Source organism: Gordonia sp. GONU (assembly GCF_024733855.1).
Lineage (GTDB): Bacteria > Actinomycetota > Actinomycetes > Mycobacteriales > Mycobacteriaceae > Gordonia > Gordonia amicalis.
The window spans coordinates 24533-45513 of record NZ_JANRHB010000025.1 but is presented as its reverse complement, the minus strand read 5'-3'; the positions used below and the strand labels follow the sequence as shown (position 1 = coordinate 45513).

The 20981-nt window shown below is 67.3% G+C and carries 18 protein-coding genes and 2 pseudogenes; 11 read left to right on the top strand and 9 right to left on the bottom strand.

Annotated elements, in window-relative coordinates:
• Positions 1 to 51: 51 nt before the first annotated feature.
• Both NWF34_RS18760 and NWF34_RS18755 read left to right on the top strand, forming a co-directional pair.
• Complete coding sequence (locus NWF34_RS18760; RefSeq protein WP_258325770.1) at positions 52 to 1278, top strand: lipase family protein; 1227 nt, start codon at positions 52 to 54, stop codon at positions 1276 to 1278.
• Between the two features lie 94 nt (positions 1279 to 1372).
• Positions 1373 to 2200 carry an SGNH/GDSL hydrolase family protein gene (locus NWF34_RS18755; RefSeq protein WP_258325769.1) on the top strand — a complete coding sequence of 276 codons (828 nt, stop codon included), beginning with the start codon at positions 1373 to 1375 and terminating at the stop codon, positions 2198 to 2200.
• 58 nt (positions 2201 to 2258) lie between these two features.
• Here the strand turns inward: NWF34_RS18755 and NWF34_RS18750 are convergent, their stop codons facing one another.
• Positions 2259 to 2963: a hypothetical protein gene (locus NWF34_RS18750; protein WP_258325768.1), complete on the bottom strand. Its 705-nt coding sequence runs from the start codon at positions 2961 to 2963 to the stop codon at positions 2259 to 2261.
• A gap of 348 nt (positions 2964 to 3311) precedes the next feature.
• On the opposite strand from NWF34_RS18750, the pseudogene NWF34_RS18745 reads away from it, so the two are divergent.
• Positions 3312 to 4114: pseudogene (locus NWF34_RS18745) on the top strand (integrase core domain-containing protein); the annotation flags it as partial.
• 484 nt (positions 4115 to 4598) lie between these two features.
• Positions 4599 to 5846 carry an HNH endonuclease signature motif containing protein gene (locus NWF34_RS18740; RefSeq protein ID WP_258325767.1) on the top strand — a complete coding sequence of 416 codons (1248 nt, stop codon included), beginning with the start codon at positions 4599 to 4601 and terminating at the stop codon, positions 5844 to 5846.
• A gap of 453 nt (positions 5847 to 6299) precedes the next feature.
• On the opposite strand, the gene NWF34_RS18735 is transcribed toward NWF34_RS18740, so the two are convergent.
• Positions 6300 to 7199: an alpha/beta fold hydrolase gene (locus tag NWF34_RS18735; RefSeq protein WP_258325766.1), complete on the bottom strand. Its 900-nt coding sequence runs from the start codon at positions 7197 to 7199 to the stop codon at positions 6300 to 6302.
• A gap of 30 nt (positions 7200 to 7229) precedes the next feature.
• Here NWF34_RS18735 and NWF34_RS18730 point away from each other — a divergent pair, with 30 nt between their 5' ends.
• Positions 7230 to 8147, top strand: a complete 918-nt coding sequence (locus NWF34_RS18730; RefSeq protein ID WP_258325765.1) for an alpha/beta fold hydrolase — start codon at positions 7230 to 7232, stop codon at positions 8145 to 8147.
• Positions 8148 to 8247: 100 nt separating this feature from the next.
• Here NWF34_RS18730 and NWF34_RS18725 read toward each other — a convergent pair whose 3' ends face one another.
• From NWF34_RS18725 to NWF34_RS18710, 4 genes are all read right to left on the bottom strand, one after another.
• Entirely contained in the window at positions 8248 to 9135 is an 888-nt protein-coding gene (locus NWF34_RS18725; protein ID WP_258325764.1) for a copper resistance D family protein, read from the bottom strand.
• A gap of 3 nt (positions 9136 to 9138) precedes the next feature.
• A complete protein-coding gene (locus NWF34_RS18720; RefSeq protein WP_096273279.1) occupies positions 9139 to 9690 on the bottom strand; it encodes a copper resistance CopC family protein in 552 nt (183 codons plus the stop codon).
• Positions 9683 to 10405, bottom strand: a complete 723-nt coding sequence (locus NWF34_RS18715) for a YcnI family protein (RefSeq protein WP_096273277.1) — start codon at positions 10403 to 10405, stop codon at positions 9683 to 9685. Before NWF34_RS18715 ends, NWF34_RS18720 begins: the two co-directional genes overlap by 8 nt.
• A gap of 86 nt (positions 10406 to 10491) precedes the next feature.
• Complete coding sequence (locus tag NWF34_RS18710; RefSeq protein WP_096273275.1) at positions 10492 to 11013, bottom strand: hypothetical protein; 522 nt, start codon at positions 11011 to 11013, stop codon at positions 10492 to 10494.
• An 85-nt stretch (positions 11014 to 11098) separates the two neighbouring features.
• Here NWF34_RS18710 and NWF34_RS18705 point away from each other — a divergent pair, with 85 nt between their 5' ends.
• Positions 11099 to 11944: a GNAT family N-acetyltransferase gene (locus tag NWF34_RS18705; RefSeq protein ID WP_258325763.1), complete on the top strand. Its 846-nt coding sequence runs from the start codon at positions 11099 to 11101 to the stop codon at positions 11942 to 11944.
• Positions 11941 to 13116 carry an alkaline phosphatase family protein gene (locus tag NWF34_RS18700; protein WP_258325762.1) on the top strand — a complete coding sequence of 392 codons (1176 nt, stop codon included), beginning with the start codon at positions 11941 to 11943 and terminating at the stop codon, positions 13114 to 13116. The genes NWF34_RS18705 and NWF34_RS18700 overlap by 4 nt, the downstream gene beginning before the upstream one ends.
• Positions 13117 to 13172: 56 nt before the next feature.
• Here NWF34_RS18700 and NWF34_RS18695 read toward each other — a convergent pair whose 3' ends face one another.
• Together NWF34_RS18695 and NWF34_RS18690 are read right to left on the bottom strand one after the other, a co-directional pair.
• Positions 13173 to 14309: a DNA polymerase IV gene (locus NWF34_RS18695; protein WP_258325761.1), complete on the bottom strand. Its 1137-nt coding sequence runs from the start codon at positions 14307 to 14309 to the stop codon at positions 13173 to 13175.
• Between the two features lie 53 nt (positions 14310 to 14362).
• Entirely contained in the window at positions 14363 to 15100 is a 738-nt protein-coding gene (locus NWF34_RS18690; RefSeq protein ID WP_258325760.1) for a hypothetical protein, read from the bottom strand.
• A gap of 332 nt (positions 15101 to 15432) precedes the next feature.
• Here NWF34_RS18690 and NWF34_RS18685 point away from each other — a divergent pair.
• The 3 genes and pseudogenes from NWF34_RS18685 to NWF34_RS18675 form a co-directional block, all read left to right on the top strand.
• Positions 15433 to 16119, top strand: a pseudogene (locus tag NWF34_RS18685) (DUF4389 domain-containing protein); the annotation flags it as partial.
• Positions 16097 to 16657 (top strand): hypothetical protein, encoded by a 561-nt coding sequence (locus NWF34_RS18680; protein WP_258325759.1) that lies wholly within the window; start codon positions 16097 to 16099, stop codon positions 16655 to 16657. The pseudogene NWF34_RS18685 and the gene NWF34_RS18680, both read left to right, overlap by 23 nt.
• 11 nt (positions 16658 to 16668) lie before the next feature.
• Positions 16669 to 19416 carry a cation-transporting P-type ATPase gene (locus NWF34_RS18675; RefSeq protein WP_258325758.1) on the top strand — a complete coding sequence of 916 codons (2748 nt, stop codon included), beginning with the start codon at positions 16669 to 16671 and terminating at the stop codon, positions 19414 to 19416.
• On the opposite strand, the gene NWF34_RS18670 is transcribed toward NWF34_RS18675, so the two are convergent.
• The gene (locus tag NWF34_RS18670) at positions 19410 to 19790 is read right to left on the bottom strand and encodes a hypothetical protein (protein WP_006435347.1); all 381 of its coding nucleotides are present in this window, start codon (positions 19788 to 19790) and stop codon (positions 19410 to 19412) included. The two genes, NWF34_RS18675 and NWF34_RS18670, sit on opposite strands and share 7 nt — an antisense overlap.
• Positions 19791 to 20038: 248 nt before the next feature.
• Here NWF34_RS18670 and NWF34_RS18665 point away from each other — a divergent pair, with 248 nt between their 5' ends.
• Entirely contained in the window at positions 20039 to 20980 is a 942-nt protein-coding gene (locus NWF34_RS18665; protein WP_040004579.1) for a 1-phosphofructokinase family hexose kinase, read from the top strand.
• Position 20981: the final 1 nt, after the last annotated feature.

Genomic DNA, 20981 nt, shown 5'->3' with positions numbered 1-20981 from the left:
CAACTAATACGTCGACGCAAACCGCCCGAATCGACGGGTTACCGTTCTCGGGTGAATTCCAGGTGGGGGCGAGTGCGGCACGTCGGCGTATGTGTCGCCGTCGTGTCCGTTTTCGGGATGGGGATCTCGGCATGCGCGTCGACGCCGGGGGGCGACTCGACGGCCGGAACACCGAGTTCGACGGCGTCGTCGACGAGCGTCGTGCTGAGCGCGGAGGCGGTCGAGCAGCGCGGGGAAATCGTTCGGACCGACGACGCTCCCGACTCCTGGTCATTGCCGTATGGCACCGTCGCCAAACGACTGGTCTATCGGTCCACCTCCGGTGTCGACGGGTCGACGACCTCGGTGAGCGGCGCGGTTTTCGTTCCGGGTTCCACTCCCCCGGCCGGCGGCTGGCCGCTGATCGCCTACGCGCACGGAACCACCGGCATCACGCCCGACTGCGCACCGTCGGACCAGGCGGACATGTTCGGCGACCTGACCGCGGTCCAGGATTTCCTCGACGCGGGATATGCCGTGGTCACCACCGATTACCAGGGACTCGGCACACGTACCGGCCGTCAGGCGCCGCACCCGTATCTCGAACCCCGCACCGCCGCATTCAACGTCATCGACGCGGCCCGCGCGGCCCAGTCCGCAGGTCTCGGTATCAGTCCGCGCTGGCTGGCCGCGGGCCGCTCGCAGGGTGGCGCGGCGGTCTGGTCGACCGCCGAGGAGTTCGCCGGCTACGGCGGCGGCAGCGGCGAACTACTGGGCGTCGTGGCCGTCGCGCCGCTGCTCGATCCCCGCTACTTCGCGACGCGCGCGCAGGAGAACACCCTCACACGGGCTCAGCAGCACCTGTATCCGCTGGTGGTGCACGGAGTCTCGCAGGCCGACCCGGCGGTGAAACCCGGCGACCACCTCTCCGCGCTGAACAGCTCCGCGGTGCCGGTGTGCGGCGACGACCGCACCGCATTGTCGTTGCTGTCGGTGCCCGCGGATACCTCGCTGGGCGCCGTGACGCCGGCAGCCGCCCAGACCCTGCACGCGCGCCTCGCGGCCTACACCCTCCCCCGCACCGCGACGAAGGTGCCGATCTTGGCGGTCTACGGCGCGGCCGACAATGTCATCCCTCGTGATGTGATGGAAGACACACTTCGACGCGCATGCGAGGTCGGGGATCGGGTACTGAGTGTCCGGCAAGAACAGCAGGGGCATATCGTCAACCCTGGTCCCGCTATGGCGACCTGGGTCCGCGACCGAGTTGCTGGATTGCCCGCACCGAGTAATTGTTGAAACAAACGAGCCCGACGCCTCGCGCGTGGTCGGTAAATGGCCGCTATGGTGACAAAGTCGCTAGACGAGAAACGCGGGTTGGGAGACTTGTTACATGTTCAATGCCGTAAAGCGCATTGCAGGTTCTGCACCGATCTGGGCTTGGATCGTCATGGTCGTGTGTGCCGTGGTGCTCGTTGTCGGTCTCATCGTGTCGAGTAATCGAACCGCTCCGACGTCGGACGCGGCGGCGGCAATGACCCCGACCAGCTCGACCCCGCTCGAGCAGCCCGCCACCCTTGCCTTCATGGAAGATGCCAAGGCGCATGCGGCTGAGCCGAGAACAATTGTGCTGCTCGGTGATTCGACCGGTGCCGCCCGCGACGGCTGGGCACCGAAGGTCGGCACCGCGATCAGCCAGACCCTCCAGCGGCCGATGGCCACCAAATTCTGGAACACCACGACCAACGATTACGGCGCAATGGTCGGACTCGGCGACGGCCCGAACGGACCGATCGGATTCTGGAATGGCAGCGCTTCCGGAAAAGACGCGAACTACGCGCTCGAAAATCTCGACAAGATGATTCCCGCGGATGCCTCGCCGGATCTGATCATGCTCAATTTCGGACATACGCAGGATCCGAAGACCGCGCTCGCCGAACAGCTGCAGCCGCTCGTCGCTCAGCTCCGCAAGGAATACCCGAACGCCGACCTCGTCGCGATCAAGCAGAGCCCGGCGCAGGGCAAGAACACCGGTGAAGTGACCGCCGGCTTCGCGTCGGCCATGGACGCCGAGGGCATCCAGGTGATCGACGTCTACTCAGCCTTCCCCACTGACGATGCGTCGCTGGCGCCGCTGCTGAAGGACACCGTCAACCCGAGCCCTGCCGGACAGCAGATCTGGACGACGACGGTTCTCAAAGCCTTCGAAGTCCAGGCGTAGGTTCAAGCGTCACAACGGTCACTCTTCACGCGCTGCAGGTTCGTCCGACCGAGCGTGCCTATCGTGCCCCTCTGGCGGAAGCCTGCCGACTCACGCGGAACGCGCGTACTGCGACAGGCCTTCTCAAAACCAGTGCCACCGAACGAAATTCGTAGCGCCTGCGGGTGTACCACCGACGAGCTCGACGACCTCGCTCAATCCGCTTTCGGGTCGCCTCTTCGGCGGCGTCGTCGAGCGAAGTGGAGAGTCCGTAATCTGCCCGTATCCGTCGAATCTGCGTGGCATGTGGGGAGTACGCGGGCAAAGGAAGGCCGGCGAGGCGGTACACCGGTTGCCGGAAGTCGTGGGCTGTGAGCAACGCGAGCCAGGCCCAGATAAGCATCCCCAGCGCGAACAGGACCGCCAGTACCCGCGACGAAGCCGTCAGCACGCCGGGTACGAGAGCGCCGACAAAATAGGCGCTACCGATCAAGGCGCTACCCCAGCCAATAGTGGAGAACACAAATGCGCGCCCGCGCTGAGGACGGGGCAGCGTGATCATGTCGAATCGACGGAGAGCCTCGGCCCAGCGATAACGCTGCTTGAGCGACGCAACGGCGGGATCGACATCGTCATCAGGCAGCAACGCCATCAGTTGCTCTACCTGTTCATAGTGCGATCGGCGTTGCTTCTGCCGAATGTACAAGGCCCCCGGCGCAGAGAACGCCGGGACGAGCGCAGCGAGAAGCCCCACATAGAATTGCGGGTCGACAGGAATTGCCACCCTGAACTCCCTTCGGATTGGGACATCCCCCGTATCCGCTCTGTCAGATGAGGACGCGAGACTAACAAGCGACTCCGACAGATCACCTGTCGAGCGTCCCGGAGGAACCACAAGTTGAAGGTCGCAGACCGGTGCGTCAGTGTTGCGAGTTGCTTTCGCATTGCGAAAGACGTCGTCATACCGCTGGTTTGACCGAGACGTCGACTGTTGTTATCTCCCAGGACATCGGTGACAGTTCTGCATCAAGACATCGGTGACAGTGTTGGGGGTCTTGGTGGTGACACTTTCCCACCGAGGCTGTTTTCGGTGGCTGTCAATGGACCCAGCGATCCTGTAGTTCGGCTGGCGATCTCTCAGTGGCGTGACGATGCGCCGCGTGGAGCGGTCTCGACGTTCTGCGCCGAGCATGGAATTTCCCGAAAATCGTTCTACGAGTTGCGTAAACGCGCGAGGACCGAGGATCCGTCGGCGGTGCTGGAACCGCGGACTCGCCGCCCGAAGTCGAGTCCATCGATGTTGAGTGATGAGGTCAAGGCGCAGGCCCTGGCGGTGCGGGCAGCGCTGGAGGCTTCCGGGCTTGATCACGGACCAATCAGCGTGCACGACAAGATTCGGTCGATGGGGCTGGATGAGGTCCCATCCAGAGCGTCGCTGGCGCGAATCTTCCGAGAGGCGGGCGTGGCGCGCCGTGAGCCGAAGAAGAAGCCCCGCTGCGCGTGGCGACGATTTGTCTATCCCGCTCCGAACGCATGCTGGCAGTTCGATGGCACCGAGTACGTGCTGGCCGGCGGACGCAAGAAGGAAAGAACAACGCTTCCACCAGACACTGTTCCGATATCTGGACAAGCAACCACTGGCCGACAACGTCGCCGAACTTCAAGCCCAGGTCGACGCGTTTCGACCACGTCTACAACACCGAGCGGCCACACCAGGGCCTCCCCGGGCGGGTCACACCACTGACTGCATGGTGCACTACACAGAAAGCCGATCCACCACGCCCCGATCCCAAATCCGTTGCGCCCCTGTTTGATCAACTCCCAACGCGCTCGGTCCCCGAGCCGCAAGAACCCGTGCACGTGCCCGAAGGCGCCGTAGTGCGACGGATCAACAACTCAGGCACATTCTCATTCGAGTCAGTCATCTACATGGTTGATGTGCGCCATGCCTTCGAGCAGGTACTGGTCTTCGCCGAGGCCGACACGATCATCGTGGCCAACACCGAGGGGCGAAGTACTCACTGAGCACATCTGACCCAGCCCGGGCATCAAGCACGTCGGTAACGGACAACCTGCGGTCCGCGAACGAACTCAAGCAAATCGTCACCGAAGTCCTGATACACAAACTGTCACCGAAGTCCTGATGCAGAACTGTCACCGAAGACCCGATACATCACACGAGACGTCGACTGTGGAGAAACCTGGCACTCGAACATGCGTTCGTGTACCTTGGAGTCATGGCGGAGCTCACCACACCTCTCGACCACCTCATCGATCAAAACCGTAGGTGCAACCCGTCCACAGTTCTTGTCAGACCCCCGATGTAGAACTGAAGACACAGAAAATTCATGACAGAGCAGCAGTCAACGACGGTCCCACTCAACCGCTTGTACACCTCAGAAGAGGGATGGCTGCCGTCATGATCGACACCGACACGACTCCACTCGACGCAATCCTCGATCAACTCGTCGAGATCACCCCACCCACCGACGACCCCACCGGCGTCCACACCTACTCACAGCTGCGCCGATGGATACTGCTGCGCAACCTCGCCGATCACCGCATCGCCTCGTTCACAGCACAACTCGATGAGCTCGGCGTCGCCGCCAAAGCCGGCTCCACCACCAAAAACCTGTTGATCGAGATGGGACTCCCACCCGCAGCAGCCACTCGTACCGCCCGCATCGCCGACCACCTCGGCACGCTGGACAAGATCGAAACCTGCGCAGCTGACGGCCGCCTCGCGGGTGAAGTCGTCGACGCCATCGTCCGCGGGATGTCCACGATCGAGAAACGCTCCCCCACATCACTTTCCGACGACGACCGAACCATCTACCAAACCGAACTCCTCACCCAGGCCCTGTCCGGCGCCACACCCACCGACATACAGAAGCACGCCCAAATGATCGGCAACACCATCGCCGACGCCTCCGAGGACGGCATCCCCGCCAGCGACGACCGATCCCTGGACACGCTCTCCCACCACACAACCGACGACAGTCGCGTCGAGATCCACGCCAACGTGACACAAGTCGTGGGCGAGAAACTCATCGCCATGATCGACGAACGCAGCACACCGCGCCCCGAACCCGACGGCTCCCCCGACCCACGCTCGGCCACCCAACGACGAGCAGACGCACTCGAAGTACTGCTCGACCAAGCCGCCGTCGACACCATCGGCAGCCCGCGAAACCAGACAGTGCTGACCATCCCCGCCGACGGCGGCAATCCCGCATTCCTGCCCTGGACCGGACCGGTCACCCACGCCACCGCGAAACGGTTGTCCTGCGACGGGACCCTCACCGAAATCATCATCGACGGCGAGACCGTGCCCCTGGCCATGGGCCGCGAAAAGCGCCTGTTCCCACCACATCTGCGCAAAGCGATCATCATCCGCGACCAGACCTGCATCAAATGCGGTGCACCGCCCTCACATACACAGGTCCACCACATCCAGCACTGGACCGACGACGGTGACACCGAGCTCGACAACGGGTGCCTGCTCTGCCAACGCTGCCACACCCAGGTCCACCACAACGGCTGGGACATCATGATGGGCTTCGACCGCCACCCCTGGCTCATCCCGCCGGCCGACATCGACCCCCAGCGCCGACCCCTACCCGCCTACAACCGCCGCACCATGCGACTCGACGACATCGCCGCCTGACACAGACTTACGCGCAGCACCTTCCGCACCCGACGTTCACCGAACATCAACCGGGACCGCATCCGTACCTTGACAACTCCACAGTGAAAACACCGGCGGCTCAATCGGTTCCGTTCCCGCCCAGCATCGATGGGCGGGAACGGGTCCGGCGACTACGGCGCGGTCGCCGAGAGTCTCGCAGCGCGGAGGACTGTAGCCCGTCGAGGACGGCAGCCCGGGTGCAGAACCTTCTTGACCTGAAATCTTGCCAGGAGCTGGGTAATTCAGTATGTCCGGTTCGGCGCCGCACTGCGGCGCACAGAAGTCGAGCCTCCGCACGGACCAATGACGACAAACCGCGTGACCAATTCTGCACGGGCGAAACAACTTTGCGGGGCTAACGGCAGGTGTGGCGTTGCGACCGATGGTGGCGTGATGCCCCCGCTCAGCCGGCGGGGGCTGTCGGCGGAACCCTCACCGCCGCGTGCTCGGTCTCACCGCCGCGTGCGTGGTCACCGCGTCGAGCGCGTCCGTGAACGGCGGGATGAAGAACCGGGCACCGAGGACGCAGCAGGCGTGACCACCGTCGACCTCGAAGCGCTGCGACCCGGGGATGCCGTCGAGCAGCAGTTGCTGACGTTCGGGTTCGACGACGCGGTCGCGGGTGGACACCACGACGGCGGTCGGGACGTCGATCTCGTCGAGCCAACTGCGGGAGTCGAATCGCCCCAATCCGTTCCCGAATTCACCGAGATGTGACAGCGGCGTCGAGAAGAACTGCCGCAGCGCCCAGACGGACGTGTGCGACGTCGTCTTGTCGAGGCTCTTGTCGGAAATACGCGGAAGCATCCGGTAGAGCGGCACGAGAATGCGACCGGTCCTTTCCGATGACCTCTGGTGCCGGGGGTCGCGGGTGCTGAAGAACGGTCCCGTGGAGCAAAGCACCAGGCCCGACACCCGCTCGGGATGACGACGCCACACCAGCTGGGCGATGCCGCCGCCCATCGAGAAGCCGGCGGCGACGAACCGGTCGATGCCGAGGACGTCGGCGACCGCGACCACGTCGTCGGCGCAGTCACGAAGATCGAAGTTCTCCGACTCGATACCGCGACCGTGCCAGCGGGCGTCGAGGGTGATCACCCGGTAGCGGTCGTTGATCGCGGGGATCGTCGGATACCAGCACAGCAGTCCGGTAGTCAGCACCGAATGCAGCAGGAACACCGCCGGCGCGTCGCGGGGTCCCGAATCGGTGACGTAAGCGCGGCCGCGGCCGGGCAAGTCGAGCATCTGACCTTTGGGAATGTCCGTCGCCGGGTACGGCTTGAAGACGTGGCGGACTGCTCTGGCGGCACCGTTGAGAAACTCGGGAATCACGTTTACAAAGCTACGTGAGATGCTGGTCACATGATCGACATCGCCCGTCCGAAGATCGAGGGGTCGATCGCCGTGGCCGACGGTGATCGTCGCATCGGGTTCGCCGAGTACGGATCAGCCACCGGACGAGCCATCATCTGGCTCCACGGCACACCCGGAGCGCGGCGGCAGATCCCCGTCGAGGCCCGCGGATTCGCCGCTGAACGGGGGGTTCGTCTGATCGGACTGGACCGGCCGGGTGTCGGGTCGTCGACGCCGTACCGGTACGACAACATCGCCGCCTTCGCGCCCGACCTCGCCGACGTACTCGAAGCACTCGGCATCGACGAGTTCGCGGTCATCGGACTCTCCGGCGGCGGACCGTACGCGCTCGGTGTGGCTCACGCCATGCCCGACCGGGTGGTCGCGGTCGGCATTCTCGGCGGTGTCGCACCGACCGTGGGCCCCGACCGCATCCCCGGCGGCGCGATGAAACTCGGCTCGTTCCTGGCGCCGGCGGTCGGTGTCGCGGGGTCGCAGATCGGGCAGGTCCTCAGTGTCGCGCTCCGTTTCGCACGGCCTGTCGCCGAACCGGCCATCAGCGTCTACGGACGGCTGTCCCCCGCCGCCGACCGCGAACTGCTGCAACGGCCCGAGTTCCGGGCGATGTTCCTCGACGATCTGCTCCACGGCGGCCGACGTGCGATGGAGGCGCCGTTCGCCGACGTCGTCGTGTTCGCCAAGGACTGGGGCTTCCGCGTCTCCGACATCCAGGTCCCCGTGCGCTGGTGGCACGGCGACCACGACCACATCATTCCCTACGCCCACGGTGAGCACATGGTGTCGTTGCTGCCCGACGCCAAGCTGTTCGAACTGCCCGGCGAAAGCCACCTCAGCACCCTGCACATGGCCACCGACATCATCGACGAACTGCTCGCCATCTGGGACCAGTCGCGGGCGTTGAAGTAGGGGGTCGACCTCACCAGGCCTTCGAGGCTCGTCGCTTACGCTCCTCGCACCTCAGGCAGCGAGGGGTCGGGTCGCTACTTTCGGATCAGGCAGCCAGAGGTCAGGGCGCAGTCGCCGAGAGCCCCGCAGCGAGGCCCAGCACGACGGCCATCAGCACCAGTTCGACGACGGCGTTGCGGATCGACGCGGCCTCGGTCAGTCGGTGGCGTTCGGCGGCGAGCACCCATCGTCGTCGATGCCAGAGGGCGACGCCCACCAGCGCCGCCAGGATGACGACCTTCGCCAGCAGAATCCGACCGTAACCGGTGGTGAACAGGGCTGACAGGCCGTCGATTTCCGTCAGTGCGGCAACCACGCCGGTCACCGCGATCACGCCGACGGCCCACGGCGCACGCTGCGAGAACACCGGCAGACTGCGCGCCCACCCGGACCGGCCGCGGACCGCGATCACCATCGCGACGAGCAGACCGCACCACCAGGCGGCGGCCAGCGCGTGGGCGCCGACGAGGAACGGGCCGAAGGCGTCGTTGCCGGCGTGCCCGGCGATCGCGGTGGCCAGCACCCCGACCGCCGCGAGCACCCCGACCACCAGGACCGGGATCTCGACCGCGGTCAGCAGATCGAGCACCGCCCAGACGACGATGAGTAGACCCGCGACCAGCGCGACCATCTCGGAGGCGCCGGAGTTGAGGACTTCACCGAAGTCGCCGGCACTCACGTCGAGCACGTCCGCGCCGGACCGATCGGCGGTGCGCACCCAGGCGCTGATCAGCGTCGCCACCACCCAGACGCCCGCTAGTGCACCGATCAGTCTCGACGACGGCTCGGCGTCGACCGTGGGCAACAGGCCGAGGCCGAGAACCACGACGCAGACGCCGAGCGCGAGGGTCGCGGGAATCGCCACCGTGTCCGGTCCGTCGGGGCGGGCGAGCAACCAGCTCACCAGCAGTCCGGCGAACAGGGCCGGGACACCGGCCACGACCCTCACGCGTCAGCTCCGCGTCTTGGGGCGGCGGGTCAGCCAGAACACGACACCGAGACCCACGACCAGCACCACGACGGCACCGACGATGAAGTACCACACCGGGATTCCGTCATCGGACTGGTCAGCGGACGCGTCGGCGAGCGGACCCGGCTCACCATTACCGGCGACCGTCAGCTCGAAGCTGCGCTGCCCGCTGATGACATGTCCGTCGGCGGAGGTGACCCGGTAGTTGATCGTGTACTTCCCGGTCGGGCCGAGCTCACGCACGCCGACGCTCACAACGCTGCCGTCGACCTTGGGGTCACCGGACTGCCAGAAATGATCGTCGGGTCCGACGACGTTGAGCACCGCGTACGCCGACTGGATTCCCTCGTTGAAGGTGAGGGTGACGGTCGACGGGCCCGCGGGCAGGCTCGCGCCGTCGGCGGGATCAGAGGACACGAGACGCGAATGCGCCGACGCCGCGGGCGCCGACCAGGTGCCGACCAGACCCAGGCAGGCGAGCGCGGCCAAGGTCAACAGGACCGAACGGCTCAGCGGGAGCGCGCGCTTACGCATTGCCGCGTCCATTGCGTCGGGCAACCATCAGCGCCGCGACACCGAAGACGGTGCCCAGTGCGCCGACGACCAGTCCGATGCCGCCGAGCCAGCGGGCGGCGGAGTCGGCCTGGGCGGTCTCCGTCGCCTGCGACTCGGTCGCGTCGGTGGCGGCCTCGGGCGCTGCGGCATGGTGTGCACCGTGTCCGTCGCCGCCCGCCGCCAGGGTGATGGTCGGCGCGGGCTTCTCGGGTTCGGTGCCGTCGGCCGGGGTCGGCTGATTCCAGTCGGCCTTCTCGCCGTCGGCATAGGTCTGCAGCGTCGGGAGGGTGACGGTCTCCTGCTCGGGGAAGGGGCCGCCGGAGAAGCGGAACTGCCCGAACTGGCCGACCGGGACACCGGGCGAACCGGGTGCGGCGGTCCACGTGATCTCGGTGACCAGATCGTCCTTCTTGGTGACGACCGACTTCCAGCCGCTCATCACCTCCGGGCGCGCCGACTTCAGGCCGGGCAGGGTCACGCGCAGCGACGTCGTCGGAGCCGCGTCGGACTCGTTGGGGACGACCAGCGTGACGACGCCGTACCCACCCTGGGTGACGGTCGGGGCGTTGGCGGTGACGTGCGCCGACGCCGCACCCGCCCCGGTCAGGGAGGCGACACCGACGACTGCGGCAGCGGCGGCGGGCAGGACGAGGCGGCGAGCGATCGTGGCCCGCGTCAGGACAAGGTTTTTCATCTGCGTTCTTTCTCAAGAGTTCGGAAGTCTGTGCGTTGCGCGCACGACAGCACCGAACCGTCGCGGGTTCGGTGCGGTGGCGCGGGTCAGAATCCGGGCGGAGGTCCACGAACGCCGGTCCCGCCGACGGGCGGATCGGCGAGAACACCGGGTTGCGTCCAGAAGACCGGGCATGCACCGGGCGCGAGCAGTGCGGCGGGCGGCGTCAGCGACGCGATGACCGACCCGATGACGGCCAGCAGCTGCGCGCCGACGACGATCAGCACGGCGCTGAGCGGGATCGCGACGAGGTGCGTCAACAGCATCGGTAACGCCGGGGCGTCGTGGCCGGCGTGTGCGGCGTCGGCGGCGAGCGACCAATGGCTGGCGACCTGCGCGGCGGTCAGGATGCCGACGGCCGACGCGGTGGCCGGGACGAGGCGCCGGCCTCGGGTCGCCGGTTGCAGGAGCATCGCCGCGACCACACCGATCGCCGCGGTGAGCACCAGGCCACCTGAGCTGGGCATCTGGCCGCCGGCGGCACCGTGCGCGGCGATCGCGACGGCGGGCACCACACCGGCCGCGGCGACGCGTGTGAACACGTCGGGCGTGCGGACGGTGCGTGACATGGCCCCATCCTAAGGAGTGGGCCCCCGCGCAACCGACTCACCCAACCCGGCCAACTCGTCGGTGCGCGGTGAAAGAATCGACAGCATGTCGCTTTCACCGGCTCCTGTCGAGGTACGCACGGTCGAGGTCCGCGAGCTGTCCTCGCCCGACGAACTCGAAGAACTGATGCGGATCTTCGACGACGTGTGGCGGCCGGACCCGACGAGACGCCCGGTGGGCATCGACATGCTGCGGGCGTTGTCGCATTCGGGCAACTACGTGTCCGGCGCCTTCATCGGCGATCACCTGGCCGGCGGAAGTGTCGCGTTCCTGTCGGCGCCGGCCGGCGAGGCCCTGCACAGTCACATCACCGGTGTCTCCCGACGCGGACGCGGCCACCATGTGGGCTACCTGCTGAAAATGCATCAGCGGAAGTGGGCGCTGGCGCGTGGACTGACGACGATCACGTGGACCTTCGATCCGCTGGTCGCGCGGAACGCGTATTTCAACATCACGAAGCTGGGCGCGATGCCGGTCCACTACTACGAGGACTTCTACGGCGAGCTCGGCGACGAGCTGGGCGGCGACGCCGATTCCGACCGGGTGCTGATGTCGTGGGCGCCCGAGGACGGGCTGCCCGAGGCCGTCGATGATGTCGGGAGTGTGGAGGCGCTGATCGCCGACGGTGCGGTGCCGGTGATCGACGATTCCGATCGGTCGCGTCCGGTCGCCCATCACGAGCGGGTGCCCCCGGACGCCACCGTGGTGGTGGCGTTGCCGCGGGACGTCGAAGCGATGCGGGCGAGTCATCCGCTCGACGCGGCGCGGTGGCGGATCGCGCTGCGGGACGCGATGTCGCCGTTGCTCCTCGAAGGCGAGGCGCGACGGTCGGTGCGGTTCCTGCGGTCGGGTCACTACATGTTCGGTCCGGCGGGGTCGGGGGTGCGGTGAGCGTCGAACTGACTCCCGCGGATTGGGACCGGTACCCGCACACACTCGCCGACGTCCTGCCCGCGGTGTCCTCTGCGCTGGGAATGTCCGCGTCGTCGGACCTGGTTGTGCCACCTGGCGATTCGGTGGTGGTGTTGCTCATCGACGGGCTCGGGGCGACGCTGCTGGAGGAGTACGCGGATTCCGCGCCGACGCTGCGCGAGCTGACGGCGACCACGCTGCGTGCCGGATTCCCGGCGACGACGGCGACCAGCATCCTGAGTCTGACGGTCGGGGCGGCGTGTGGCGTGCACGGGATCATCGGATACAGCTTCCGGCCCGACGACGACTGTCGGACACGGGGATCACGCCGGGTGCTGAACTCGCTGCGCTGGACTCTCGACGACGCGCACGGCCCGTCGGCGCTGGTCACCTATCCCCCGGCACTGGTGCGGACGCACCCGGGCAGCCTGGAAGCTCTTGCGGATGACGGTGTTCGGGTGACCTACGTGATGCCCGGGGAGTTCCGCGGCACGGGTCTGACCCTGGCAGCGTTCCGCGCGCCCGGCCAGTACGTGCCGGCGGTGACCCCCGACGGCGTGCGCGACGGCGTCCTGGCCGCGGTGCGCGGACACAGTCGTCATCGCCGGTTCGTCTACGCGTACTACAGCGAGTTGGACACCGCGGGACACATCCACGGTCCTGGTTCATCGACGTGGCAGGAGAAGCTTCGGATGGTCGATCGGCTCGTGGCCGATCTCGCCGCCGAGTTGCCCTCCGGGACAACACTGCTCGTCACCGGCGACCACGGGATGATCACCGCCGACCGCGCCATCGACATCGACACCGCGCCAGGACTTCTCGACGGCGTCGACGCTGTGGCCGGTGAGGCACGTGCGCGACATGTGTACGCGACGTCCGGTGGTGCCGATGACGTCCTGAAGGCATGGTCGGGGTATCTCGGTGACGCGGCGCACGTCGTCACGCGGGAGCAGACCATCGACGAGGGATGGTTCGGACCCGAGGTGACCGACGCCGTGGCGCGTCGGATCGGGGACGTGGTCGCGGTGGCGCGGGACTCGGTGACGCTGACGCGCTCCACGAGCGAGACGATGGAGTCGAAGATGATCGGCCACCACGGAGCCTGGACGGCCGCGGAACAGCTTGTGCCGCTGGTGATCGCGCAGGGGTGACCCCCTGCTGGCCGAGTAGCGACGACCGAGCGCAGCGAGGACGCCGCGTATCGAGGTCACGCCACCGGCGCGTCCTCGTCGTCGGTCACCAGGTCGAGGCGCACGCCGAGGAGGCGGACCGGGCGGTCGATGTCGAACCTGGTGAGCAGGTCGGCGACCACGCCTTCGAGCTGGTCGAAGTCGAGGCTCGGGGCGGGGAGCTTCCGGGATTTGGTGCGCGTGTAGAAGGTGGTGGTCCGGACGGTCACGGCCACGCGGAACGGGAGGCGTTCCTCGGCGACGACCTGGTCGAGCAGCTCGCGCAGCAGTTCGGCTGCCGCGGTGCGCATCTCGGACGGTTCGGCGATGTCGGCCGCGAAGGTCCGCGACTTGGAGTGCGAGCGGGCGAGCCACGGTTCGGCGGTGATCGTCGAATCGCCACCGCCGCGGCACAACACGTACAGCCAGTTGCCCTGGTGCGGGCCGAAGGTGGCGATCAGGTCGTCGCGGGGTGTGGCGATGAGGTCGTTGACGGTCTCGACGCCGTTGGCGGCGAGTTTGGCCGACGTCTTGGGTCCGACGCTCCATAGGTCGCGAGTCGCCCTCTCCCCCATCAGGTCCAGCCAGTTGCGGTCGTCGAGCAGGAACACGCGCGGCGCATCGACGCCGTCGTCGGGCGTGGCACCGGGCGGCCGCTTGGCGAATCCGGTGGCCATCTTGGCGCGCTGCTTGTTGTCGCTGATGCCGACGCAGCTCGTCAGACCGCAACGATCGAAGATGTCGCGGCGGACCCGCTCGGCGAAGTCGACGATGGCGGCATCGTCGAACGGGTCGACCTCGGCGCCCCGCGCACCGACACCGAGGTACGCCTCATCCCAGCCCCACACCTCGACGGGATGACCGGTCCCGCGCAGCACATCCATGACATCGGCCGACGCGGCGTCGTACGCGCCCATGTCCAGCGGCAGATACACCGCGTCGGGCAGCTTGCGGTAGGCAGCACGCAGCGGCATACCGGCCCGCACGCCGACATCCCGCGCCTCATACGACGCGCAGGTCACCACCTTGCGGGCCTCGGTCGGATCGCCGTTGCCGCCGACGATGACCGGGACACCGACGAGCTCCGGACTGCGCAGCCGCTCGACCGACACCTGGAACTGGTCGAGGTCGACGTGCAACAGCCACCGATAGCGTTGCGAAACCGACGTGGTCACCCCGCCAGGGTAACCACGGACCGGCGATCAGTCGCCGCAGTCGGTCACCGAAGTCAGCCGGCGATACGGACGTCGATCTCGCCGAGTCCCACGCTCCGGCACGACGTACGCAGCGAATGCGGGTTGTAGCGCAGCACCGACAGCCCGCGCTGCGTCTCGGTCGACCAGCCGGCGAACGACTCACCCGCGTCGGCGATGAACCCGGTCAGCGCCGAGAGCGACGATGCGTCGAATGCGGCCACCGTGTGGGTGAGCACCTTCTCCAGCAGCGCGCGGTCACGATGCAGTGGTGGCGGCACCAGATTCAGTGCGGGAGAAGCTGTTCCACAGTTCGTCGGATCGGTGAGCGCATGGACCGCGACGAGCAGGAAAGCAAGTGAGACGACGGCCCGCGAGGTGGGATCCCCCGCCCGGCCCGGGTACGACTGGATGAGGTGGCACACCTGCACCGGGCGCGGCGGCGTGGCGTCGGCAGCCTCGCCCGAGCCGGGCTCGAGGAGCCCCAGTGTAGCCAACACCTCTTGTTGAGCGGACGAAACCGTTTCCGCGGCAAGCGCATCGGCATGCATCCGCCGCAATTGGGCGACGATCGCCTGGTGGCGTCGCGCCGCGTCGTCGATCTCACGGACCAGATCTTCGGTCAGTCCGAAGGTCGACGAATAGTGGGTCAGCGCCTGATATCCGGGCAACACGATGTGCTGCTCGATGGCGATGGCCTCGGCGATTGCCGACGGTTCGAGAAATTTGCGGACGCTTCGCTTGGACGCGCGCGCCGACAGAGTCCTGGTCAACTGAGCCCTCCACACATGTAGACCACCGATGCTCCGAAGTGGCATTCCCACCCCGGTGTTGACCCCCTACGCTTCGACACCCCCTTCGATGCCGTTAACGAAGCGCACGATCACCATAGCGAGGATTCGGAAAAAGTGTGAGTCGAATGACTGAAGACTGAGAAATTCGGTCATTCCGGATACCGACGGGCAGCACAGGGGCCTTTCTACCCAGACGGGCCGGTACGCCGACCCCTACACTTCATCGAAGACCCTTCCTTTCCCGCGCCCGGCGGGTTTCACTCGATTCAGAGGCTTCGACGGGAGGACTCGAGACGATGCACGCAGTGACGTTGACCGGACATCTCGACGAACCGCTGTCGCGGTGGCTGTGGCTGATCAAATGGTTGCTGGCGATACCGCACTTCCTGATACTGATCGCGCTGGACATCGCGTTCTTCGTCTGCACGGTCGTGGCCGGCTTCGCGATCCTGTTCACCGGCCGCTATCCGCGTGGCCTGTTCGACTTCAACGTCGGCGTCATCCGGTGGAATTGGCGCGTCGCGTTCTACACGCACTCCGCGTTCGCCACCGACCGGTATCCGCCGTTCGCGCTGCGTCGAACCGACTATCCCGCCGACTTCGACGTCGTGTACCCGGAGCGGTTGTCCCGTGGCCTCGCGCTGGTGAAGTGGTGGTTGCTGGCGATCCCCCATTACCTCGTCCTCGCGGTACTCTCCGGCGGGTGGCTGGGCGGCCCGCTGGCCATCGGATACGTGGCACAGGGCGACGACGGCCGGGTGACCATCGCGCCGGTGCTGGCGCTCGTGGCGTTCTTCGCCGCAGTGGCGCTGCTCTTCACCGGCGCGTACCCCCGCGGACTGTTCGACTTCGCGATGGGCATCAACCGCTGGCAGTATCGGGTGTGGGCGTATGCGGCGCTGATGCGTGACGAGTACCCGCCCTTTCGGCTCGATCAGGGCGGGGAAGAACCGACCGACTCGACAGGAGCCCGCGATGTTGCGGTTCCTCTCCCGTGAATTGCACAGCTGGCGGCTGATGCACGCCTCGTCCAACCGGCTCGTCCGTCCGACGGACCGGGTGGAAACACTTGTACTGCTGGCGCTCTGGGTGTCTGCCCTGGCGGGTCTGCTCGTCGCACTGACCATCGGCGGCAACACGTATGCCACCCACAAGGCCGCCGTCGAGGTCCAGGGACCGCGACATTCGGTGAGCGCCACCGTCGTCACGATGCCCAAGCCGGACGACGATTCGACCATCGTCGCCTGGCGGCGGCCCGACGGCTCGCGCGCCACCGCCACGGTGGACACCGAACGGCACGACCGCGTCGGCCGGGTCCGCGTCATCTGGCTCGACGACGAGGACAAGCCGGCGGACCCGCCGCGCACCACCACCGACGCCGTCGTGGAGGGCATCATGGCCGGGCTCGGCGTCGTCATGCTGACCACCCTGGGCTGGTGGGGACTGGTCCTTCTGGTCCGGGCCGCCGCCGACCGGCGTCGCATGCGACGGTGGGAGGCCGAGTGGCTGGAGTTCGACATCGACAGCCACCGCTGAGGGCCGCCACGATGACCGTGCCCGACGAGATGGATATCGATCCCCAGGAAGACATCCAGCAGCTGCTGAGCGACCTCGGATCGTCCCCGAACGGGTTGTCCCCCCGGGAGGTCGAGCGACGCCGCCTGATCCACGGACCCAACACACTCACCCGAACCCGCGGGAGCCGCTGGTTCGGTCAATTGCTCCGCCAGCTGACCCACCCCCTCGCGCTGTTGCTGTGGGTGGCCGCACTGCTGGCGTGGATCAGCGGCTCGCAGCCGCTGTCCGTGGCGATCGTCGTGGTGATCGTGATCAACGCGGCCTTCGCCTTCGTCCAGGAACGTCATGCCGAACGCGCGGTGGAAGCGCTGGCCGACATCATCCCGGTGACGGCCCGCGTGGTCAGGGAGGGGCCGGAGGAGGAGATCCCGGCCTCCGAACTGGTGCCCGGTGACGTCATCCACCTCGCCGAAGGCGACCGGGTGTCGGCCGATGCACGACTCATCGGCGGTTCCGTCGAGGTCGATCTGTCCACACTGACCGGCGAGTCGGTTCCCGTGCACCTGCAGACGCAGGCCGCCGCCGGCACCGGGCCGATCGTCGAGGCGACCGACATCGTGTTCAGCGGAACGAATGTCGTGGGCGGGGACGGCCGCGCGGTGGTGTTCGCCACCGGGATGCGCACCGAACTCGGGCACATCGCCTCGCTGTCGCAGCGGATCGGACACGACGAGAGTCCGCTGGAGCGGCAGGTGAAACGAGTGGCGTGGCTGATCGCTGCCGTGGCCGTCACGATGGGACTCGCCTTCATCCCGCTCGGCACGGCGCTGGCCGGCCTCTCGCTGCGCGATTCGGTCAACTTCGCGATCGGGTTGCTGGTGGCCAACGTCCCCGAGGGACTGCTGCCCACCATCACCCTCGCCCTGGCGCTGGGCGTTCGCATCCTCGCGCGCAACGGTTCGCTGGTCAAACGGATCTCGGCGGTGGAGACACTCGGGTCGACGACGGTGATCTGCACCGACAAGACGGGCACCCTGACACAGAATCGGATGACGGTCACGCAGATCTGGACACCGGCCGGCGTCGTCGGACTCCCCCTCGACGGCACCCCGTCGGCCTCGCTGCGACACGTGGCACAGGTGATGACCGATTGCTGTTCGGCGACCATCGATGTCGACGAGTCCGGGACGATCACCGAGTTCGGCGACCCCACCGAGCTGGCGCTGCTCCGGGCGGCGTCCGGTCTCGGGGTCACCCCGCCCCGTGCCGGCGATTCCACGGCCTCCCGCACCACGGACGGGCCGGCCGCTGTGCGCCGGACGTTCGCCTTCGATCCGGCACTGCGGCGGATGTCCACGGTCGTGCCTACCGCCGACGGCGGACGGGTCAACGTCAAGGGCGCACCGGAGGAGGTCCTCGAGCTGTGCACGCACATCGCCGATCGAGCGCTGACCGCCGCGGACCATGCGGAACTCCACGCGCTCATCGCCAGCTGGGCCGGTCAGGGTCTGCGGCTGCTCGCCGTGGCGTCGAAGTCCGTCGGCCCGGGACAGGTGGGCACCATCGACCGTGCCGGCGCCGAACGTGATCTGACGCTCGACGGCATCGTGGCGATGATGGACCCTCCCCGCACGGGTGTCCGGGACGCCATCGACGTCTGCCATCGCGCAGGCATCCGCATCATGGTCGTGACCGGCGACCATGCCCTCACCGCGCGGGGGATCGCCGAGGGTGTGGGCATCGGCTCCCATCACGGACTCGAGGTGATCAGCGGACCCGATCTGGATGCGATGCCCGAGACCGAACTCGACCGGCTCCTGAAGCGCCGCACCGAACTGGTCTTCGCCCGCACCTCCCCCGAGGCCAAACTGCGGATCACCGACGCGCTGCGCGATCTGGGCGAGGTGGTGGCGATGACCGGGGACGGGGTCAACGACGCACCCGCGCTGCGCAGGTCGGACATCGGTGTCGCGATGGGACGCAACGGCACCGACGTGGCCCGGGAGGCGGCGACGATGGTGCTGACCGACGACAACTTCGCCACCATCGTCACCGCGGTGGCCGCGGGTCGTCGTGTCTACGACAACGTCCGCAAGTTCATCGTGTACATCTTCGCGCACGCCACCCCGGAGGTCGTGCCGTTCCTGATGTACGCCCTGTCCGGCGGCAACATCCCACTTCCGTTGACGGTCATGCAGATCCTCGCCATCGACCTGGGCACGGAGACACTTCCCGCCCTGGCCCTGGGTCGCGAGAAGGCCGAACCCGGTCTGATGAACCGGGCACCGCGCCGCCGGACCCAGAACGTCGTGGACCGGGAACTCCTGTTTCGGTCGTGGGGACTCCTCGGCGGGGTGTCGACGATCCTGGTGGTGGCCCTGTTCCTCGGCACGTTGTGGCGGGGTGGCTGGCACTTCGGCGACCCGGTGGACAGCGGCCCCCTCCACTCGACGTGGGAACTGGCCACGACCATGACCTTCCTCGGCATCGTCGCCTGCCAGTTCGGCACCGCGATGGCCTCGCGGTGCCAACGCGCACCGCTGAGTTCGATCGGCGTGTTCAGCAATCGGCTGCTGTTGTGGGGCTTCGCCTTCGAGCTCACCTTCGTCGTGGTGGTGGTCACGGTGCCGGCGTGTCAGGACCTCTTCGGCACGACGACACCGCCGGCGGATCTCCTGGTGTGGCTGCTACCCATGCCCGTCGTAGTCTGGGGTGCCGACGAACTGTACCGGTGGGCGCGGCGCCGAGGGCAGGCGGAAGCCCACTCCGCTCACTGATCGTCCACGTCCTCGAGGTCGGCTCCGGACAACCAGGCCTGCGAATCGTCGATGCCGACGTGCGGAGGCAACGGCGGCAGGCGGGTTCCGAACACCTCGTGGGTGAGTTTGCTCAGTGCGCGACATTCCTCGGCCCAGGACATCCGTCCGGCAGGCGTCGTCTCGTAGGTGCGGCGCTTCTGGTATCCGATCATCTCGTCCTGGGCGGCGAGGAGGCCGCGTCCGATGAGTTCGTCGAGAACCAGACGTAGGTCGCTCGGCTGCACCCGGTAGCCGCGGCGCACCAGCTCCTCGAGGACTCGGTCCTGCGTGCCCGGCTGCAATGCGATACCCAGGATGTGCACCCGTATCGCGGCGCGTTCGATCGCTTTCATCGCCGCTCCTCCCTTCGTCGGGGATCCTTCCACAATGCACCGGATCGGGTGTGCCCGAAAGGGTCGCAGTGCCCCGATTCGACGGGTGTGAGCGCAGGTCAGCCCGCCCGCGTCGAGGAGCCCCGATCTCCTCCCCGGTGCCGGACACCACGGCATGAGTCGAAATGCCCTTACGGGACGGCCCGGACCGGAGGAGATTTGGATCGGAGGCCATCTGGCGACCGCATACCCTTCCGGAGGTGATTCACGTGCCGCACATACTGACCGTCACGATGAATCCCACGCTGGACATCCACTCGACCGTCCCGCGCTTGCTGCCGAGCTCCAAGATGCGTTGTGGCCATCCGCGTTACGACCCCGGTGGGGGTGGTATCAACGTCGCTCGCGCGGCGACGCGGCTCGGCGTCACCGCCACCGCGGTCTTCACGAGCGGCGGGTACACGGGGCAGCGGGTGGAGTCGCTGCTCGCCGCCGACCCCCTCGAGGCATGCCCGGTACCGGTGGCCGAACCCACCCGTGAGTCACTGGTGATCGTCGACGAGCACAGCGGCGAGTGCTACCGGTTCGTGCTGCCCGGTCCCCACCTGGAGGCCGACGAGGAGCTGCGGTGCCTGAAGGTCATCTACGAGAATGCCTCGGCGGCCTCGATGCTGGTGGTCAGCGGCAGCCTCCCGCCGGGGTGTTCACCGGGTTTCTTCGGCGCGGTGTCGCGAATCGCCGCTCATCACGGGTGCCTCCTCGTCGTCGACACCAACGGCGCCGCGCTGCCCTGGGTGACCGGCGCCTTTCTCGTCAAACCCAGTGTGCGGGAACTGCGCGACCTGACCGGCGCCCCACTACCCGATCGTGCCGCGCAGGTCGCGGCCGCCAGGGACCTGATCCGTCACCACATCAGTGAGGTCGTCGTGGTGTCGCTGGGCGCGCAGGGCGCGCTGGTGGTGACCGCCGACGAGGATCACGATGTCGCCGGGGTGCCGGTGCCGGCAGGCGTGGGGACCGGGGTGGGTTCGGGCGACAGCATGGTCGCCGCCATCGCGGTCGCCCTCACGCGGGGATGGCCGATCGTCGACGCCGTCCGCTACGGCACCGCGGCCGGTGCCGCGGCGATGCTCACCCCGGGTACCGAGCCGTGCCGGGCACAGGATGTCGATCGGCTGTACGGGCAGACATCCCCGGTGTCGTCGGCGTGAC